Raw genomic sequence first — 17,287 nt, 5'->3', positions numbered from 1 at the left:
AGAACGAAGATAACAGGGTAGCAATAGCTATAAATGCACTAATAGATCAGTAAACCATTTTTCACTACAACACAGCAAATTTTCTCGGCCAATCAAATCAGGTTTAAAGGAACCTTTTTACCAGTTTTAACGGCCTTATAAATAGCATCGATGATCTTAAGATCCTTTACCCCTTCTTCCCCATTTACGGCTACTACAGGCTCTTTTCCCTCCAGAATTATACCTGCCATCTCTTCCATTTGCCTGGTCTGATGGGTAACATGCGGGGCTTTCAGCTCGCCCAAATGTGTGCGGCCTTTAATTGGACCATAACCAGTAGATGGCTGCATTTCTGCAAACCCTTTTTCGCCATTTACAAAGAACCTGTCAAGATTATTCATCTTGTAGGTAGATAAAGCAGAAGCCACTGCCCCACTTGGGAAACCTAATTGGAATTGTATTGTTTCATCAACACCTTCTTTGAATTTTACCGGATCAGTTTTGGTTTCCTGAGCAGTTACCCAAATTGGCTCCTCACCTACCATATATCTGGCACCATTAATTGCATATATACCAATATCCATTAAAGATCCGCCTCCTGCCAATTCTCTATTTAACCGCCACTGTGTTGGATCACCGATGGTAAACCCGCATTGCCCCTGGAAAAACAGGATTTTTCCAAAAGCACCTTCTTTGCGCAAACGAATTACTTCTAGCGTTTGCGGTTCGAAGTGCATTCTATATCCTACCAATAACTTCACACCTGCTTTCTTACAGGCATCAACCATTTCCTGACCTTCTTTGGCATTCAATGCCATAGGCTTTTCACAGATGACATGCTTACCGGCAGCAGCAACCCTTATTACCTGATCGTGATGCAGCGCATTGGGTGTAGTAATATAAACAACATCAATGTTTTTATTATTCTTTATCTGATCGAAGGTCTGATAGTTATAACAGTTTTCGGCAGGGATACCATACTTCTCCTGCCAACGGGTAAGCTTTTCAGGGGTTCCACTGATTGCCCCTACCAGTTTCGCCTTCTGGCATGTTTTCATTGCATCTGCAACCCTTGTTCCATAACCACCCAGACCCATAATCGCAACTCTGAGAACTGGTCCTTCATATTTTCTTTCAGAAGCCAGACTTGAAAGTGGTACTAATGACAATGCAGCTGAGGCTGCTATCTGTTGCAGAAAGCTACGGCGTGTACTCATAAACGTGAAATTTAAACTACATGATACAAAATTTTTCCCGTAATTCTATGGCAAAGAAATTTCCTTTTGCATAGCACTGAAAGATTTGTATTTTAATGCTTATGGCCTCCATATCTCTATTTCAAAGCATTACTGCATTAATTACAGGAATCATTCTGATTGTATTACTCACAACCAGATTTCGCGTTCATGCCTTTTTTGCACTTGTACTCGCAGCTGTTGTAACCGGCAGTATCCTGCAACTTCCGGTACTTGAAATAATCAGTACCCTGAAAACGGGAATGGGCAACATTATTGGCTCACTTGGACTCATAATCATCCTGGGTGCAGTATTGGGCCAGGCTATGGAATACAGCGGTAGTACTGCAGTTTTAGCCTCTTATGTACTGAAACATATTGGTATGAAAAGGGCACCAATTGCTATGAGCATAGTTGGATATTTAGTTGGTATGCCTATCTTCTGCGACTCGGGTTTCATAGTAATGAGTAGCCTGAATGCCGCAATGGCAAAACGATCTGGCATTCCCATTATCATAATGTCGTCCTCTTTAGCTACCGGATTATACGCTGTTCATTGTCTGATGCCTCCACATCCGGGTATTACAGCAGCTACCACAAACCTGCAGGCCGATATCGGAAAAGTAATGTTGTATGGGCTTCTCATTGCCATTCCGGTAGCCATAGCAGGTTACAGATGGATAGCCTATATAACAAGAAATCAAAAAAATAATATTCCACAGGAAAGCCTGGAAACTAATAGTAAAGGTCCGGCTCTGCTAATGGCTATATGCCCTATTGTTATCCCGATATTGCTTATCGGATTACGTGCTATGTTTTCTTTGGAATCATCAGCTCACTCTATCTCCCTGCAATGGTTAGATGTACTGGGAATGCCTGAAGTAGCGCTCTCTATAGGAATTGTAATTGCCTTATTTTCAGCAAGGAATAATATTGCTACCATATTAATTTCAGGAGCTGAAAAAGCAGCTGTGGTATTATTAATCATTGGAGGAGGCGGTGCCTTCGGTGCTATCCTATCAAAAGCCGGAATCGGGCAACACATAGCCAATCCAACGTTAACGGCTATGGGATTGTTTCTTCCATTTCTGATCACTAGTCTGCTAAAAACCGCCCAGGGCTCTTCTACTGTAGCTATTATCACCGCTGCTGCTATTTTGCAGCCGTTATTACCAGCATTAAAACTAGACAGCGATACAGGCCGTATAATTTGCGTACTGGCAATGGGTGCCGGATCAATGATGATTTCACATACCAACGATGCATACTTCTGGGTAATCAGTAAGTTTGGAGAATTGGAAATCAGAGAAACACTAAAAGTCTATAGCACAGCCACTATTGTTATGGGGCTTACTGCTTTAGTGTTTGTTTACCTGTTATCCTTGTTACTTTAATCTGTCGTTTACTTTTTTCCTACCTTCGAAAATAAAAGACCATGATAGCATTCTTAGGTATGGGCCTTTTAGGGTCTAACTTTGTCAAAGCCTTGTTGAATAAAGGAGAACAAGTAAGGGTATGGAATAGAACCGCAGAGAAAGCTACCGCCCTCGAAATATTTGGAGCCCAGGCTTTTGCTGATGTTGCTGATGCTGTAAAAGGAGCCACACGCGTACATTTAACATTAAAAGACGATCAATCTGTAGATGAAGTATTAGCTGCTGCTCATGCTGGCCTTCAGCCGGGCACTTACATAGTGGACCATACAACTACTTCAAGAGAAGGTGCTGAGCAGCGAACCAGAGAATGGAAGGAACGTGGTTTTATATATCTGCATGCTCCCGTTTTTATGGGTCCGCAAAATGCTTTGGAAAGCTCCGGGTATATGTTGGTTTCAGGTGATCAGACAGTTATCAATACATTACAAACTTCATTGGAAGCCATGACTGGCCAGTTAGTAAACCTGGGCGCTGAGAACGGTAAAGCAGCCGCTATGAAACTGGTAGGTAATAGTTTCCTTGTTTGCCTCACTGCCGGGCTAATTGAAACTCTGACTGTAGCCAAATCACTTAATGTAACACCTGAAGATCTCAGTACCTTGTTACAGGTTTGGAATCCTGGAGCCGGGGTGGCAGGACGATTAAAACGTATCACTTCCGGTAGTTATGAACAGCCCTCCTGGGAACTCAGCATGTCAAGAAAAGACACACAATTGTTTCTGAACGCTGCTAAGAAAGCGGGTCATCAATTAATTCTCCTGCCAGAAATAGCTAAGCAAATGGATAAATGGATCGATAAGGGATTTGGGAATCACGATTGGACCATCATCGGGAAAGACAGCATTTAATGCTAAATCCGTCACAGTTATTACCGAATTGATCACATTTTAGAATATAGATAGCGACATATTGAGAACTTGCTTCAAATATGTCGCTATATGAAAAAAATACTACTAGCAATCTGCCTTCTGGCACCGGCCTTTTTACTAGCCCAATCCGCTGTTAAACCACTTATCGCATACGGGCGGCCAGATAGTATCTATTCAACTATCCTACAGGAAAACAGGCCCCTGTTTATTTATACTCCGCCACTAGATACTCCCTATTTTTCCCAGGCCAGATATCCTGTATTGTATGTACTGGATGGAGATCAACACTTCGAATTATTACATGCCATGATGCAGGAACTGATATTTAATGACATAACAGCTTTACCCAAAATGATCATTGTAGGTATTGCCAATACTCCTAATAACCGGACGAAAGATCTTACTTCTTTCAAAGATAAAATGTCGTCCAGGTCGGGAGGTGGACAAAATTTCATCTCTTTTCTTGAAAAGGAATTAATACCGTATATCAACAAACAGTATTCTACTGCTCCTTACAATGTACTTATTGGCCACTCGCTTGGCGGACTGATGGCAACTGATGTGATGTTGCATCAATCAAAACTTTTCAATGCATACCTCGCCATTGATCCTTCCCTATTCTGGAGTCAACGTGCTACGTTGAAAAATATTCAATATTCAGGTTTGGCAAATAAAAAATATTACCTGGCAATTGCCCATACAATGGAACCCGATCTGGACTCCATTACTGTAAGAAAAGATACTTCACAAACATCTGTTCATATCAACGCAATGCTTTCGTTTGTAGATAGTTTAAAATCTAAGGCGCCTGGAAGCTTGAAGTGGAAGGCAAAATATTATCCGGACGAAGATCATGCATCAGTTCCGGTAATTGCTATGTATGATGGGCTTAAATTTATCTTCAATAAATATCGTTTTCCGACAAACAAATATATGGATGCATCTATACCCGCCGAGACTCTAAGGAAAATGATTCTTAAACATTATGAAGAGATTTCCAAAGACCAGGGGTATCCGGTAAAGCCATCAGAGGTGGTATTTAATAATATGGGGTATTTCCACCAACAGCAGCAACATTATGAGCATGCAAAAATGTTCTTCGAACTAAATATCCACTTTTATCCGGAAAGCAGTAATACTTATGATAGCATGGGCGATTTATATAATGCACTAAAAGATACCACCCATGCTATACAAAATTATGAGAAAGCCTTATCACTTAAGTTTTCCAATGAAACAAATGATAAGCTCAAACAATTAAAGTCACATTAATCGGCCTGTAAAACCACCTTATAACCAGCAGGAATATACGTAGTTACCATAGGTGTTGTAATGACCTGTAAATTCATGCTATTAGGATCAGGGGTTATTAGTTTGTAATGAATAATAGCCTCCTGGTCAGCAAACACTATACTGGTGACAGTTAACCGGTAACCGGAATTAGGTTGTTCGGCTCCTGTTAGCACCACGCTGTTGACCTGATCGTTAATTGGTTTCACACTGAAGGTTACATCATTTTTCGTAATTGCTTTCTTATGCTCCTGGAGGAAGGTGGCAGCGTTATCTACCATACGTTGCGCCTCTTCCGGAGTTATAAGCGCTTTAGGACGAAATGCGTCATTTTTCAGTTCCACTACTCTGAATTTAATTAATGTTTGCACTGCAATCAGCGTATTTTTTCCAAAGGATGCCTGATCTTTTATGTTGATCCACATCATATTTACCGGGTACTGGCCGGTAGACTGAATAGCCTCAAACAAAGCCAGGGCAAACTGTTCGCGGGTAGCCGGAGTAGCCGGATTAATATTCCGGTTGGAGTTAACTCCATTATTTGCCGCTATAATTAAAGCTTCTGCATAGCTGGCGTTATTGTCTGCATTCTTAAAATAATCAGTGGCTTTGGGAGCTTTGATAAATCTGATATTATCAATATTCAACCCTAATCCTTTTACAATCATTTCAATTCCATGACCAAAAGACAAACGGGCCACGGGTTTTGGAGCTATAACAGTTTCTGTAGGTTTGGTAGCTGCTACTGATACATAGGGTGTTGTCATTAATAAAAAGGGAATGGCAACAGCGGTGTAGAGGTTCATAAACTTCATTTTTTTAATTAGCATGGAGATATACAATAAGTGTTCCGAATTATTATTAATTAATAATCCGGAAAGTTAAATTAATTCTCGGACGCATAAACTTATTGCTTTTAGGAATTCTATGGTCCCAATTTTGTTGCAGATCACCTTTCATAATCAGTAAACTGCCGTTACCTAACGTTAAAGCATATTTCCGTTTGTGATCCTTCTTATGTCTAAATTCAAACGTACGTGCCTGTCCTATGCTTAAGGAAGCTATAGGATGCTTTTCCAATTCTTTTTCACTATCGCTATGCCAGGCAACTGAATCATTGCCATCACGGTAATAATTTAATAACACACTGTTGAAACGAAACTTTGTCAGGTTCTCAATCTTTTCCTTTAACTCAAAAAGCGACTCTGTCCAGGGATTAACCTCAAACGACTTGTCGGATAAACGATAACTATGTGTTGCATCTCCATACCAGGCAGTAAGTCGGGGAGTTAGCATTACCTTATCCTGAATTGTAAGCGTCGATTGTTTCCATGGCACATTATCGATCAATCGATTCAGTAACTCAATGCTTTCGGCCTCGCTTAGAAAGTGAGGATAATAGTTGAGCAACCCTTCCGGAAAAATCAAATGATCATTGTCGTCAAATAAGCTAAATTGAGTCATCCTACTAATAATTAGTATATAACAAAAACAAATTATTCCAGATTGAGTTCAGACTGATACAAATAATTGAAATAATGATCCTTTTTAACTATCCAAAAGATAAATATTGGAATAACTTGGCGGCTGACTTTACGCCTTAAAGATTTATGAAAAGGATCCTTTTATTTTCCACGGTATTGATAGGTTTGTCGTTGCCGGGTCTGGCACAGCGGGCAAAGAAACAATCAGAACCTCTGCCTCAATATTATAGTAACAGACTTCCCCTTTATCAGAAGCCGTATCTCGAATTACCATTGGGAGCAATTTCCCCTACCGGCTGGTTAAGAACTATGCTGGAAAATCAGAGAGATGGGGCAACCGGACAACTCGATAAACTGTATCCACTGGTTATGAATCAGCGTAATGGCTGGCTGGGCGGAGATGGAGATCAATGGGAAAGAGGCCCATATTGGATAGATGGATTACTGCCACTGGCATACATTCTGAAAGACACTGCATTAATAGCCAAAGTAAAGCCCTGGGTCGAATGGTCTATCAACCATCAACAACCCGATGGATATTTTGGTCCGTCAAAAGACTATCCTTACGAACCCGGCATCCAGCGCGATAATAGCCGCGATTGGTGGCCAAAAATGGTAATGCTGAAAGTATTGAAACAATACTATGATGCAACCGGCGATAAGCGTGTCATCAATCTAATGACTAAATATTTTCAATATCAGTTAAAAGAATTGCCTAAGCATCCACTAGGCCACTGGACTTTCTGGGCACATTGGCGGGGAGGTGATAACCTGATGATCGTTTATTGGCTATATAATATCACGGGCGATAATTTCCTGCTCGACCTTGCTGAAGTAATCCATAAACAAACCTTCGATTTTACAAACGCATTTCTGAATACCGATATGCTCAGAACTCCAGGAACCGCGCATGGAGTAAACCTGGCACAAGGGTTTAAAGAACCCATTATCTATTATCAGCAGCATCCCGAGGCCAGATACATTGAAGCTACCAAAAAAGGGTTTGCCGACCTTACAAAGTACAACGGGATGGCACATGGGTTATATGGTGCAGACGAATCGCTCCATGGCAATGTTCCAACCCAGGGTTCTGAACTCTGTACTGCTGTTGAAATGATGTATAGCCTTGAAAGTATGCTGGCTATTACCGGTGAAGTAGATTTTGCAGATCAGCTGGAAAAAATAGCTTTCAATGCACTGCCTTCTCAGGTATTCGAAAACTTTATTGACCATCAGTATTTTCAGCAGGCTAATCAGGTAATGGTGACCAGGCATATTCGAAACTTCAATGTAAACCACCACGGTGTTGACGTTTGCTATGGTCTTCTTTCCGGTTACCCTTGCTGTACTTCCAATATGCACCAGGGCTGGCCCAAATTCACCCAAAACCTCTGGTATGCCACAGCAGACAGTGGCGTAGCCGCATTGGTTTATGCACCCAATGAAGTTAAGGTGGTGGTAAGTAATCAGCAACCAGTTACTATTAAAGAAGAAACAAATTACCCATTTGAAGAAGCCATTAACTTTAGTATTACTACCAGTAAGAAAGTAAAGTTCCCATTCCATCTAAGAATTCCAAAATGGTGCAAGAAAGCTACCATCAAAGTAAACGGAGAAAATGTAATGGAATCTGAAGGTGATAAAATTGTACAGGTAACCAGAGAATGGAAGTCGGGAGATCGCATCACCCTTGAATTACCGATGCATATATACAGAAATACCTGGTCGGAAAACTCGGGTTCCGTAGAACGCGGACCACTTACCTATGCACTCAGAATACAGGAGAATATTTCCAAAATACATAATACAAAAGACCCGATAGATTACGGAGATACCTATTACGAAATCCGTCCGGGTACTCCATGGAACTATGCACTGATCAATAATTCAGATCAGTATACCTTAGAAAAGAAGACAACTATTGCACGTTACCCCTGGAATCTGGACAATGCCCCGGTTATTATTAAAACCAGGGCTAAACGTATTCCATCATGGGGGTTATACAATGAAATGGCCGGACCACTGCCATTTAGTACAACCTATCAAATGGAAGTAGCTGAAGAAGAAGAGATTACATTAGTACCTTATGGATGTACCAAATTGAGAATCTCGCAATTTCCATTAGTCGATAAATAAAAACATTCACATCAAACTACAAAAACCTGATAGCGGAGCACGTTATCAGGTTTTTTATTTTAAACAATTGTACCGTCTTTTTCATTAAACAATAAAGCTTTAGCCCCATGATTGAGAATACTTTTACAACCCCAAAATTTGAGGAACCAATAAACCCCAGTCAAATGAGCGATAAAATTGTTATACCACTCGAATCTGTAGATCTGGATTCTATTTCCCTGGTAGGAGGTAAATCGGCTTCACTGGGAGAAATGATTGTAAACCTATCTAAACTTGGTGTGGCCGTACCAGGAGGATTTGCGGTAACAACAAACGCGTATTTCGACTTTATTAAAAAAAGCGGCCTCGAGCCATTTATCAAAAATCAATTAGCAACTATCGATTTCAATGACCTGATTACACTAAGGAGAGCCGGACAAAAAATACGACAGGCCATTAGTAGTACAAGATTTCCACAAGAACTCAGCAAGGAAATCATCGATTCCTATTTAGAACTCTCTAAAAAATACAATCAGGAACAAACAGATGTGGCAGTGCGTTCTTCTGCTACAGCAGAGGATTTGCCAGATGCTTCATTTGCAGGCCAACAGGAAACATATTTGAATGTAAGAGGGCCCGCAGCGCTTATTGATGCAGTACGTAATTGCTTTGCCTCTCTCTTTACCGATCGGGGAATCAGTTATAGAAAGAGCCTGGGATACGACTCCCTGGATGTGGGTTTGTCTGTTGTTGTACAAAAAATGGTGAGATCCGATCTTGGTACTTCAGGTGTTGCATTTTCACTGGATACCGAATCAGGATTTAAAGATGTTGTAGTGATCAACGGTACATATGGATTAGGAGAAATGGTAGTACAAGGAGCCGTTTCACCGGATGAATTTATTGTATTTAAACCATTGATCGAATCAGGATTTACTCCGATCATCGAAAAGAAATTAGGCGTAAAAGATAAAATGATGGTTTATGGTGAAAGCAGTGATGAAAGAACAAAGATCATTCGTGTAGAAAAAAGACTTCAGCAACAATTCTGCTTAAACGACAAACAAATCTTACAATTAGCAGATTGGGTACAGAAAATAGAACACTATTATTCCGAGAAGAAAGGAAAATGGTGCCCGATGGATACCGAATGGGCGGTAGATGGTGAAACTCAGGAATTATATATAGTACAGGCACGACCCGAAACCGTGCATTCACAAAAGGACTCTCAACGGATTATTACCTATGAACTGGATAATAGTGAACATAAAAAACCAATAATAAAGGGGATCGCAGTCGGAGATAAGATTGCCTCGGGAGAAGTAAACATCCTTTTTTCATTAGATAATAGATTGATTAAAGGCAATGGATTTAAAGAAGGTGATATTCTGGTTACTGATATGACAGACCCCGATTGGGAACCTATTATGAAAATTGCCTCGGCAATTGTTACCAATAAAGGCGGACGCACCTGTCATGCCGCCATAGTAGCACGTGAAATGGGTATTCCGGCAATCGTAGGCTGTGGAAATGCAACAGAAAGATTAGCCAACGGACAATTAATTACCATTAGTTGCGCCGAGGGAAGTGAAGGCCATGTTTACGATGGAAAAATTCCTTTTAAAGAAGAGCAGGTAGATTTATCTAAACTTCCTGCTATTAAAACTAATCTGATGTTTAATGTTGGGTCGCCCGGCCTGGCATTTCAATTTTCGCAACTACCGAATAAAGGAGTAGGATTAGCACGGGAAGAATTTATTATCAACAATTACATTAAAGTACATCCGTTAGCGCTATTGCAACATCAGACATTGAAAGACCATCAGCTATCCTCCACTATCAAGGAACTGATCAGAGGACATGAAAACGAAGCTGCTTATTTTGTAAATCAACTCGCTTATGGAATTGGAAAAATTGCATCAGCCTTTTATCCCGAAGCTGTGATAGTTCGCTTCTCAGATTTTAAAAGCAATGAGTATAGAAACCTTTTGGGAGGAAAATACTTTGAGCCGGAAGAAGAAAATCCAATGATCGGATGGAGAGGAGCATCCAGATACTATGCACCACAATATAAACCGGCTTTTGAACTGGAATGTAAGGCTATTCTTAAAGTCAGGAAGGAAATGGGCCTTAAAAATGTGATTGTAATGATCCCGTTTTGCAGAACCGTTGAAGAATTAAAACAGGTATTGGAAACAATGAACGAGTTTGGACTAAGACGTGGAGATGATGGGCTAAAAGTATTCCTGATGGCAGAATTGCCTTCCAATATTCTGATGGCAGAAGAATTTGCCTCGTATATAGATGGATTCTCTATTGGTTCAAATGATCTGACACAATTAACGTTGGGGCTTGACCGTGATTCTTCTTTAGTTGCAAGTATTTATAATGAGCAAAACCCCGCAGTACTGAGACTTATTGAGCAATTAATCAAGACATCTAAAAAAGCAAATGTAAAGGTTGGAATATGTGGACAAGGACCTTCAGATTTTCCGGAATTCACCAAGTTTTTGGTAGAGCAAGGAATAGATTCCATTTCAGTTACTCCGGATGCAGTAATTAAAACTATTATGGCGATTCATGAAGCTGAGAAATAATTTTTTTATTTAGGTTGATGATTGAAATTTGATGATCTCAAACTTCAATCATCAACCTAAAAATATCTTTACTTCGATCTGATATTCAACAATACCAAAGCAAACAACATAACCCCTACTCCGCTCCATTGCAAGATTGTTACAGGTTCCTGCAATAGCATATGAGAGCAAATAATTGCTACTGGCAATTCGGCGGTCATTAAAATAGCGCTTACTCCAACCCCGATTTTTGGAATCCCTTTAGAAAACAATAATGGCGGAAGAATAGTACCAAAAGTTGCCAGAAACAAAGCCCATTTAACGAGTCCGATGTTGGTATGTTGAGAAGCCAATAACTGAGGAAAGTTTGCAATCAGTAATCCAACAAAAGAACCTGTCATCATAATTGCACTTTTGGGTAAAGATGGAATATCCTTTCCTACACGCCCATTTGCCAGTAAATATATGGCATATAACAAGGCAGAAAGCGCTGCCAATCCTATTCCCTGCCAGGGCAAATGAGTTGCTGCACTGATTCCTCCACTGGCCAGACAACTACCAACCAGGATCATGCATGTAGTGATCAGCTGAATGGAATTAGGGCGTTGTTTAAAAAATACCCATTCGAGTAATAATCCGAGCCAGGTAAATTGCATGAGGATTACTATTGCAATTGAAGCCGGCAGATAGATTACAGATAAATAATAAACGAAACTTGAAAATCCGATAGCAGCACCTGTTGGTAATAAGAGGAGAAGTGATTTTAATGAATGCTTTCGGCCGGGAAACTGTTTGCTTACTAATACTATTAGCCATAGCACGATCATTCCGGTTAAAGCTTGTGATACTGCAATTTCTGATGCTGTATATCCTTCTCTATAAGATAATTTTACAAATGTTGATAAGATGCCATAGCTGCATGCGCCGACAAATACCATCAATATATACCTGGTCATTAAACGATTCTTAATAAAATGAAAACTAACCTGCAGATGAGCAGGGCATACGAAAGAATAACCAGGTCAACAGCCTTAGTGGGAATGTTGGCATAGTCCCGCAAAACAGGACTAGCTATTAAAGAATAGAACGCTGGTTATTAAGCCAGAACGGCTACAACAACAACAGCAGGAGGAGGTGTAGATGTATAAATATGCATGATCTTCACTTAAAATTAGGGTTGCAAGGTATGGAATTTATCGGAGTTTGCATAGGGAAAGAGGATGTATCAAAAGTAATTTGAAGGGAAATAGAGTTTCTCACATGAAGATTCTTCCATAAAACAACTATTGATGGATCCGTACAGATGCGATCAGCAATCAGTTTGGGGTATCGGAGCATTATGTGGGAAAATACTTTAAGAAGCATACCAATGAAATGATGCAACAATTTATTATGAATTACAAACTGAAAATGATTGAACATCGTTTATTACATAGCGACATGCGCATTAGTGAAATGGTAGTTGAGTTAGGGTTTACTGATGAAAGTCACTTGAATCGCTTTTTCAAGAAACAAAAAGGTATGAGTCCAACTGCTTTCAGAAAAAGTAAACGAAGAGTACTATCCGAATAGTTATTCATCAGGATTATGGTGCCAGTACTTTTGCCGCAATAGTATTTATCAGTAGGCAATTCCGTCAAAAAATGTTCATAACTCAAGTTTTCATGTGCATTTCTTGTGCGCATTTTAAATCCCAAAAGCTAAACTGGTCGGCATTCCGAATTGTTTTTAACATTGGATTTACATTTGATAATGCACATTCCTTTACCTTGATGCATTATCAGATTAATTATCAACCAATTCTAAATTCAAACCTGGTACAAAATGGATAGTAGCAATGCATTACCCAGGATAATCGAACCAATAGAAATACTAAATGATCAGCAAAAGCGCCATACTCAAATTGTGGATGCACTGGCTGTAATTGGAGCTATCCTGGCTTTTTCGCTGGGCTGTATGTTTTATAGCCTTACGGGTAACGAACAAATATTTTACCCGGCGATGCTGGAAGCATTATTATTTTTATCTGTACTGGCATGTACACGCTATACTTCTGTTCAGACGGGGAAAAAGTTATTATTTATACTTCATACCTTTTTTATAGGCTATTTTGGTATCATTCTGGGGCGATCTTCCCAAATATATCTCTTTGCTCCATTCCTGGCCTTTAGCACCCTATTGGTCTATCAAAAATGGTTTAACAGAATATTTGTAATGACTTTTTGTGGGTTGATGATCATACTTGTGCAGTTGAATTACAAGTCACAACTTATAAAAGCACTGCCTCTTTCTGCCAGTTTTCAATATTATCTTCATTGGATTGCTATAGCTACTGCAACCTTCCTGAATGGTTCTGTACTCTACTATTACGCGAAGGAAAGCAAATTCCAATATCAACGCATGAAATCATTGGTAGAGCAACTTAATAAGACCAACCAGTCGATGCGTATTTACGTAAGAGAAACTACGCATGAAATCAGGTCTCCGCTCAATGTAGTTAACAGCATCCTGCAAAACTACCTCGAAGCAGCAGACGAAAACAAAAGAACCATCCAGGTGGGCAAAGCTCACCTGGATGCCGTTCACTTCGCCTGCCAGGATATCCAGCTGGTCATGAACAACACCCTGAGCTGGTCTAAAATCGAAGCCGGAAAAGTGGAAATCTCAAAGTCAACCTTCCAGATCCGGGAATGGCTGAATCAGTTATGCGAAACATATGACTTCCTCGGGAAAAAAAGGGCCGTTCACGTTTCAGTTTCTATCAGCGATCAACTCCCTGAATACATCCTCACCGATATCAGTAAACTTAGAAGCATCATTGTAAACCTACTCAGCAATGCAATAAAATTTACTGCACTACATTCCATCGTCAGAGTTACTGCATCTGTTCAAAATGGAGAACTGCGATTTACCGTTACCGATCAGGGAAAAGGAATCCCCGACCCCGAAAAGGAACATATCTTCGACCCATACGTCAGCGCTACTCAACATCAAAACGAATCTACAGGCCTGGGATTACCCATTGCCAGACATTTGGCCAGACAACTGGGCGGCGACTTGCATGTTACCGACAATCCTAACGGAAAAGGCAGTACCTTTATTCTCCTGCTGCCGCTGGAGCTGGCCGTTCCTCCAAATATTACTACCACCAAGGAAGATATCGATTACGAGTTACTCAAAGGTATTAAGATCCTCGTAACAGACGACGACTCCATGAACCAACTTGCCTTTACACTGGCACTAGAACGTTTAGGCATTAATGTTATACTGGCCGATTCAGGAAATGATTGCATCACGAAAGCAAGACTATTTAAACCAGATATCATCATCATGGATATGGTAATGCCTAAAATTAGTGGCGTTGAAGTACTATCACTGCTACAAAAAGATAAAGAACTCAAACATATCCCTACCATTCTGGTTTCCGGCAACTGCTTTAGTGAGGTACAGGAAGAAGTGATCTCTTCAGGAGCCGACGGATTTCTTAGTAAACCAGTCGATTTTGAAGAGCTATATCATACACTTAAAAACCTCGTCGTTTATGCATAACTTATTCTGTCTGTTCAGAATCGACATACTCAGCGAACCTGGTAAAAATAGCTTCTCAAAAATCAGTAGACGTTTATGATTAATATAATTTAGAAATCATACTCTCAGTTTTTGTTTTGAGTATCGATTCGTACATTCAAAATGAGCCCCTGATTATAGTTTCAAAAACTAATAGTATCGTATTTCTAAACATTCTATCTGTTTATAAACGACAATAGATAAGGAGCCGTTTTACTATTCTTCGCTTTAGCCACCTTACCAGGAACCCCAGCTACCACTATAGTACCTCCTTCCTCCCCTGCTCCCGGGCCTATATCTATCACCCAATCACTTCCTGCAACCACCCGCATTTCATGTTCTACCACAATTACCGTATTTCCGGCATCCACCAGGATATTCAATTGAGCAATTAACTTCTCTACATCTGAAGGATGTAAACCCGTTGTTGGTTCATCCAAAACATAAAGTGTATTACCCTTTCCTATACGCTGCAATTCTGTAGCTAACTTAATCCGCTGCGCTTCACCTCCCGATAATTCCGTTGCCGGTTGTCCTAACCTGAGATATCCTAACCCCACCTCCTGCAAAACATTCAATGAACGTTTCAATACCGTATCTTCCTGAAAAAATATGGCCGCTTCATCTACTGTAAGCCCCAATACTTCCGCTATATTTTTACCATTAAACAATACCTCTAATGTTTTAGCATTATATCTGGCTCCATGACAGGTTGGACAAGGAGCATATACACTCGGCAGAAATAGCAATTCAACCATCACCCATCCTTCTCCCTGACAGGTTTCACATCTTCCTTTAGCTACGTTGAAGGAAAAACGACCAGCGTCATACTTTCGGGATTTTGCCATTTTAGTTGCAGCAAACAGCTTTCGCACCTGATCAAATAACCCGGTATAGGTAGCCAGGTTAGAGCGGGGGGTTCGGCCTATCGGCTTCTGATCTACCTGTACCAACCGTTTAATTTTGCTGATCCCTTCAACTATATTTCCTTCTGTAGTTTCCGTTTGTTCTGATAGTTCACCTTCTTCCTCTGTAGTTTGATAACCCAGGCGTTTCGATACCAATTCCACTAATGCCTGGCTAACCAAACTCGATTTGCCCGACCCGGAAACCCCTGTTACAGAAGTAAATACTCCCAGGGGAAAATCAACTTTCAGATTATGCAGATTATTACGTGTAATCCCTTCCAGCTTCAACCACCCTTGTGGACTACGGATAGAATGGTCTGTTGATTTATCTTCCGAAAACAAATACTTCCTGGTCACAGATCTTTCAATCCCTTTTAATCCTTCAGGTATCCCGCTGTATAATACTTCGCCTCCCCTTTCTCCGGCCGCGGGGCCAACGTCTACCAACCAATCTGCATGCTTAATTACATCCAGGTCATGTTCTACTACAAAAAGGGAGTTCCCCGCTGCTTTCAGTTTATTCATTGCAGTTAGTAAAGCCACCGTATCTGCAGGATGCAGGCCAGCTGACGGTTCATCCAAAACATACACAACGCCAAATAAATTGGAACGTACCTGTGTGGCTAATCTTAAACGCTGCAACTCCCCGGGAGATAAACTTGGAGAGTTGCGTTCCAGTAATAAATAGCCAAGACCCAGGTCTAACAGTATTTCGAGGCGTATTGCCATATCCTGTGCAATTCGTTGGGCTACCATTGCACGTTCGGGATGGATCTTACTTTCATGAAATTTTGCCGGATCTGCTTTTGCATATCGTTGCATTAATGCAGCCAACTGTTTCAAGGGAAGCCTCGACATATCTGTAATATCCATGCCTTCGAAAGTTACAGCTAATGCATTTTTGCCTAGTCTTTTCCCCTTGCATTCAGGACATTCTTTGCTAATCATGTATTGCATGACACGCTTCTTCATTGCCTGGCTTTCTGTTGTACCGAAAGTATGCATCACATAACGACGGGCGCTCGAAAATGTGCCCATATAGCTAGGCTCCAATTTTCGTTTTACCGCCTCTTTCACTTCGGCAGGTGTGAATCCGGCATAAACCGGAACTACAGGTTGTTCGTCGGTAAACAGGATCCAGTCACGCACTTTCTTTGGGAGTTCTTTCCATGGCTTATCTACATCATACCCCATGGTGGTGAGAATATCTCTTAAATTCTGCCCATACCAGGCTGTTGGCCAGGCAGCAACCGCACGTTCCCGAATCGTGAGATTAGCATCCGGAACCATGGAGCTTTCTGTTGCATCGTAAACCCTTCCGATTCCATGACATACCGGGCAGGCACCCATTGGAGTATTTGGAGAGAAATATTCCGAATCCATATGAGGGATACCTGCTGGGTAATTTCCGGCCCTGGAATACAACATCCTTAATAAATTGGAAAGTGTGGTAACACTACCCACGGATGAACGGGTAGTTGGAGCGCCTCGTTGTTGTTGAAGCGCTACCGCGGGTGGCAAGCCTGTAATTTCATCTACTTCGGGAACCGGCATTTGGTGGAATAAGCGCCGGGCATAAGGAGATACTGATTCCAGATATCTGCGTTGAGCTTCGGCGTATAGCGTACCAAATGCCAACGAAGATTTCCCCGAACCCGAAACACCAGTGAAAACAACCAATGCATTTCTTGGTATGGTTAACTCAATATCCTTTAGATTATTTTCACGGGCACCACGAACATGAACATTGCCACTGTCGCCCTCTTTGAAGTTTTGAATGGGGTTCTGCATGGGCTGGTTAGCACAAAAACTATGCCCCTGGGATCAT

General features: G+C 40.9%; 12 protein-coding genes. 7 read left to right on the top strand and 5 right to left on the bottom strand.

Going from position 1 to position 17,287, the window contains the following annotated elements; all coding sequences use genetic code 11:
- Positions 1-92: 92 nt before the first annotated feature.
- The gene (locus tag DVR12_RS00790) at positions 93-1,196 is read right to left on the bottom strand and encodes a Gfo/Idh/MocA family protein (RefSeq protein ID WP_116973550.1); all 1,104 of its coding nucleotides are present in this window, start codon (positions 1,194-1,196) and stop codon (positions 93-95) included.
- Positions 1,197-1,297: 101 nt separating this feature from the next.
- Between DVR12_RS00790 and DVR12_RS00785 the strand changes: the two genes are divergently transcribed.
- The 3 genes from DVR12_RS00785 to DVR12_RS00775 all read left to right on the top strand — a co-directional run bounded on the left by DVR12_RS00785 (position 1,298) and on the right by DVR12_RS00775 (position 4,791).
- Positions 1,298-2,608: a GntP family permease gene (locus DVR12_RS00785; protein WP_116974214.1), complete on the top strand. Its 1,311-nt coding sequence runs from the start codon at positions 1,298-1,300 to the stop codon at positions 2,606-2,608.
- A 41-nt stretch (positions 2,609-2,649) separates the two neighbouring features.
- Entirely contained in the window at positions 2,650-3,498 is an 849-nt protein-coding gene (locus tag DVR12_RS00780; RefSeq protein WP_116973549.1) for an NAD(P)-dependent oxidoreductase, read from the top strand.
- Between the two features lie 90 nt (positions 3,499-3,588).
- Positions 3,589-4,791, top strand: a complete 1,203-nt coding sequence (locus tag DVR12_RS00775; RefSeq protein ID WP_116973548.1) for an alpha/beta hydrolase-fold protein — start codon at positions 3,589-3,591, stop codon at positions 4,789-4,791.
- Here DVR12_RS00775 and DVR12_RS00770 read toward each other — a convergent pair.
- Together DVR12_RS00770 and DVR12_RS00765 are read right to left on the bottom strand one after the other, a co-directional pair.
- On the bottom strand, positions 4,788-5,615 hold the full coding sequence (locus tag DVR12_RS00770) for a protease complex subunit PrcB family protein (protein WP_158563172.1): 828 nt from the start codon (positions 5,613-5,615) through the stop codon (positions 4,788-4,790). The genes DVR12_RS00775 and DVR12_RS00770 overlap by 4 nt on opposite strands.
- A 55-nt stretch (positions 5,616-5,670) precedes the next feature.
- Positions 5,671-6,273 carry an alpha-ketoglutarate-dependent dioxygenase AlkB family protein gene (locus DVR12_RS00765; protein ID WP_116973546.1) on the bottom strand — a complete coding sequence of 201 codons (603 nt, stop codon included), beginning with the start codon at positions 6,271-6,273 and terminating at the stop codon, positions 5,671-5,673.
- Positions 6,274-6,419: 146 nt separating this feature from the next.
- On the opposite strand from DVR12_RS00765, the gene DVR12_RS00760 reads away from it, so the two are divergent.
- Complete coding sequence (locus tag DVR12_RS00760) at positions 6,420-8,429, top strand: beta-L-arabinofuranosidase domain-containing protein (RefSeq protein ID WP_116973545.1); 2,010 nt, start codon at positions 6,420-6,422, stop codon at positions 8,427-8,429.
- Between the two features lie 164 nt (positions 8,430-8,593).
- Positions 8,594-11,005 (top strand): phosphoenolpyruvate synthase, encoded by a 2,412-nt coding sequence (ppsA, locus tag DVR12_RS00755; protein ID WP_199417011.1) that lies wholly within the window; start codon positions 8,594-8,596, stop codon positions 11,003-11,005.
- 68 nt (positions 11,006-11,073) lie between these two features.
- Here the strand turns inward: ppsA and DVR12_RS00750 are convergent, their stop codons facing one another.
- On the bottom strand, positions 11,074-11,940 hold the full coding sequence (locus DVR12_RS00750) for a DMT family transporter (RefSeq protein ID WP_116973543.1): 867 nt from the start codon (positions 11,938-11,940) through the stop codon (positions 11,074-11,076).
- 337 nt (positions 11,941-12,277) lie between these two features.
- On the opposite strand from DVR12_RS00750, the gene DVR12_RS00745 reads away from it, so the two are divergent.
- Both DVR12_RS00745 and DVR12_RS00740 read left to right on the top strand, forming a co-directional pair.
- Positions 12,278-12,556 carry a helix-turn-helix domain-containing protein gene (locus DVR12_RS00745; RefSeq protein ID WP_116973542.1) on the top strand — a complete coding sequence of 93 codons (279 nt, stop codon included), beginning with the start codon at positions 12,278-12,280 and terminating at the stop codon, positions 12,554-12,556.
- 252 nt (positions 12,557-12,808) lie between these two features.
- Positions 12,809-14,533 (top strand): ATP-binding response regulator, encoded by a 1,725-nt coding sequence (locus DVR12_RS00740; protein WP_116973541.1) that lies wholly within the window; start codon positions 12,809-12,811, stop codon positions 14,531-14,533.
- A 194-nt stretch (positions 14,534-14,727) separates the two neighbouring features.
- On the opposite strand, the gene uvrA is transcribed toward DVR12_RS00740, so the two are convergent.
- A complete protein-coding gene (gene uvrA / locus DVR12_RS00735; RefSeq protein WP_116973540.1) occupies positions 14,728-17,250 on the bottom strand; it encodes an excinuclease ABC subunit UvrA in 2,523 nt (840 codons plus the stop codon).
- Between the last annotated feature and the right edge of the window lie 37 nt (positions 17,251-17,287).

The sequence above is a fragment of the Chitinophaga silvatica genome (assembly GCF_003419895.1).
Classification (GTDB): domain Bacteria; phylum Bacteroidota; class Bacteroidia; order Chitinophagales; family Chitinophagaceae; genus Chitinophaga; species Chitinophaga silvatica.
The sequence above is the reverse complement of the archived record's forward strand: the minus strand, read 5'-3'. Positions and strand labels throughout refer to the sequence as shown.

Bases quoted from the DNA above. Each gene is read 5' to 3' on its own strand.
- DVR12_RS00750 (WP_116973543.1), bottom strand. From the start codon at position 11,940: ATGACCAGGTATATATTGATGGTATTTGTCGGCGCATGCAGCTATGGC.
- DVR12_RS00740 (WP_116973541.1), top strand. From the start codon at position 12,809: ATGGATAGTAGCAATGCATTACCCAGGATAATCGAACCAATAGAAATA.
- ppsA (WP_199417011.1), top strand. From the start codon at position 8,594: ATGAGCGATAAAATTGTTATACCACTCGAATCTGTAGATCTGGATTCT.
- DVR12_RS00760 (WP_116973545.1), top strand. From the start codon at position 6,420: ATGAAAAGGATCCTTTTATTTTCCACGGTATTGATAGGTTTGTCGTTG.
- DVR12_RS00775 (WP_116973548.1), top strand. From the start codon at position 3,589: ATGAAAAAAATACTACTAGCAATCTGCCTTCTGGCACCGGCCTTTTTA.
- DVR12_RS00780 (WP_116973549.1), top strand. From the start codon at position 2,650: ATGATAGCATTCTTAGGTATGGGCCTTTTAGGGTCTAACTTTGTCAAA.
- uvrA (WP_116973540.1), bottom strand. From the start codon at position 17,250: ATGCAGAACCCCATTCAAAACTTCAAAGAGGGCGACAGTGGCAATGTT.
- DVR12_RS00785 (WP_116974214.1), top strand. From the start codon at position 1,298: ATGGCCTCCATATCTCTATTTCAAAGCATTACTGCATTAATTACAGGA.
- DVR12_RS00770 (WP_158563172.1), bottom strand. From the start codon at position 5,615: ATGAACCTCTACACCGCTGTTGCCATTCCCTTTTTATTAATGACAACA.
- DVR12_RS00765 (WP_116973546.1), bottom strand. From the start codon at position 6,273: ATGACTCAATTTAGCTTATTTGACGACAATGATCATTTGATTTTTCCG.
- DVR12_RS00790 (WP_116973550.1), bottom strand. From the start codon at position 1,196: ATGAGTACACGCCGTAGCTTTCTGCAACAGATAGCAGCCTCAGCTGCA.